At 59.4% G+C, this 2,091-nt stretch carries 3 protein-coding genes; all 3 read left to right on the top strand.

The features are described 5' to 3' along the window. Positions 1–84: 84 nt before the first annotated feature. The 3 genes from EJI01_RS28200 to EJI01_RS28190 all read left to right on the top strand — a co-directional run bounded on the left by EJI01_RS28200 (position 85) and on the right by EJI01_RS28190 (position 2,082). Positions 85–558 (top strand): GFA family protein, encoded by a 474-nt coding sequence (locus EJI01_RS28200; protein ID WP_126840394.1) that lies wholly within the window; start codon positions 85–87, stop codon positions 556–558. Between the two features lie 203 nt (positions 559–761). Then, positions 762–1,490 carry a hypothetical protein gene (locus EJI01_RS29025; protein WP_185879108.1) on the top strand — a complete coding sequence of 243 codons (729 nt, stop codon included), beginning with the start codon at positions 762–764 and terminating at the stop codon, positions 1,488–1,490. 211 nt (positions 1,491–1,701) lie between these two features. Continuing rightward, positions 1,702–2,082 carry a DUF2750 domain-containing protein gene (locus tag EJI01_RS28190; RefSeq protein ID WP_126840392.1) on the top strand — a complete coding sequence of 127 codons (381 nt, stop codon included), beginning with the start codon at positions 1,702–1,704 and terminating at the stop codon, positions 2,080–2,082. The last annotated feature ends 9 nt before the right edge of the window (positions 2,083–2,091 follow it).

Here is a 2,091-nt window from a genome sequence, read left to right as displayed (position 1 = left end):
AATCAGAGAAGCGGACGGTCAAACCTGTGGCAGGATTCAAGATGCCGCCTCGCGTCATCAAAGAATTGAACCAGGAGCTTCACGATGTCGTTTGTTCTTGACGGTGGCTGCCTCTGCGGAGCGGTCAGGTTCCACGTCAATCAGGCGCCGCTTAGAACCCTTGTTTGCCACTGCACGTTCTGTCAGCGGATGACAGGCTCCTCGTTCTACGCCAACTCCGTGTTCCCCGTTGAGGCAGTCGAGTTCAACGATGGCGAGGTACGCAAGTACGAGCACACATCCGATGGAAGCGGCAAGAAGGTCTACGTTGAGTTTTGCCCAACTTGCGGCACGACCATCGGCCTTACCTTTGAGCGCTGGCCGAATCTCCGCGCAGTCTCGCGGGGTTGCTACGACAACCCCAACGCGGTGGAGATAGCTTCGAACATTTGGACCCGTTCGGCACAGTCGGGAGTCGCCCTGCCTGCAGAGATTGACTGCTTTGCGAAGACAAGGCTGACCCCCGACGGGCAGCCGGAGCATCCTGCCAGGTACCCAGTACCAGTCATGGCCCGGTAGTACCTCAGCGATGCCCAACGTCTCGCTTGCGAGCGCCACGATCGCTTCGGCCCGTCGATCACCGCTAGGGGCCCAATGCTCGAACAACCGCGGCAGGCTACAGTCGGCCACGACCAGACACTCAATAACAAGAATTCGACGACCCGTGTTCGCTGAGCGGGGGATGTCCAATAACCCGCCACGTTCCGATTTGAGAGATCCTCTTGCATACAAACCGCGCTTTCGGCATCGCATTTCTGTTGCTTTCCTATGGCGCTTCTTCGATGGCGTGCTCCCCACCCATCGATCCGACCGACCGAGCCGAACTTCATGAGAGCCTCAAGGGCCGTTACAGGTTCTGGGCAGTCGTGCTCGGAGAGGAGCCAGTCACGACAACAGTCGGGCCATTGCGCCCCGCGGCGAGGTTGACAGGTCTGCGGGTTCGCATTGTCGATAGCGCATACGCAGCGCTTCCCACGTCGGGAGAGTTCACCTTCGTGAAAGCTGCAATCGGGTCAATTTGCCAACCCCTTTACGCCTCTCTGTCGACCTTCGAATACCCCGTTGGAACAGAGATGCAGATGGGCTCCGACGATCTAGTGGGCGTCAGGGTGCTGGGCTTCTCGCGTGCGGCGGCCCAGCTGTGCCCTGAAGCTCTTCCAGACACAGGGACAAGGACCCAAGTCAACGGTGAGGTCGAATGGGCCGCGATTCCAAAATCCATACCAACCGGCTACAGTGGTTGCCAATATTCATGGTTTCGCTACGTTGGCAGCCGCGCCCCGATGACATCCCACTCAACAAGCTATTTCCTGAATGGAAGTCTGCAATGGCTTCGAACCCAAGAAATGCTGTGTACCTACGAGGCCGGCGCGCTCGTCGTGGCCAAGTCATTCAGTGCACGTATCTGCCCCCCGTCGGAAGCCGATGCGTGGAAACGCTGGCGCTTCTGATTGCCTGTGACCCAATGCTCTTTACCCACAACTCAGGGGCACTCGGACCCCGGCCAAAAGCAGCCGGTCGGCCGCGCCGCAGAATTCGAGGCATAGCAGACGTTCGCGGCGCGCGCACAACGATTAGGTTCGGGGTTGATGTCGCTTGACCTGAAGCGCGTGCACACAGACCGGCGGCCATGAACAATCGGCCGAACCCGACTTTCAATCTATGACTCAATCCGCATCGCAAGCCTGGGCCTTCTACCGCGAAGTTGCCGCCGCCAAGACGCTATGGACTGTCGAGGACGATGTTGGGTATCCAGCCCCCAAGACAGCCGAAGGGCGTCGTGCTCAGCCTTTTTGGTCATCTCAATCGCGGGCTGCGAAGGTCGTAGCCGAGGTGCCAGCGTACGCGGCCTTTTCTCCGGTCGCCATCCCGTGGGACAGGTTCTGCGAAACGTGGGTGCCGGACCTAATGCAGGACGGCCTGCTTGTCGGTGTGAATTGGAGCGGGCCAAGGGCGACTGGCTTCGACATGGAGCCTGAAGAGCTGAAGCGCAACGTACAAGCGCTGATTGAAGACCCCAAACTCAGGGCGCCTTCGGCGTAGGCTGCAGTC

This window comes from Variovorax sp. MHTC-1 (genome assembly GCF_003984645.1).
GTDB lineage: Bacteria > Pseudomonadota > Gammaproteobacteria > Burkholderiales > Burkholderiaceae_C > Variovorax.
This window is presented reverse-complemented; position numbering and strand designations above follow the sequence as displayed.

Coding starts and splice junctions, on each gene's coding strand:
- EJI01_RS28190 (WP_126840392.1), top strand. CDS start 1,702: ATGACTCAATCCGCATCGCAAGCCTGGGCCTTCTACCGCGAAGTTGCC.
- EJI01_RS28200 (WP_126840394.1), top strand. CDS start 85: ATGTCGTTTGTTCTTGACGGTGGCTGCCTCTGCGGAGCGGTCAGGTTC.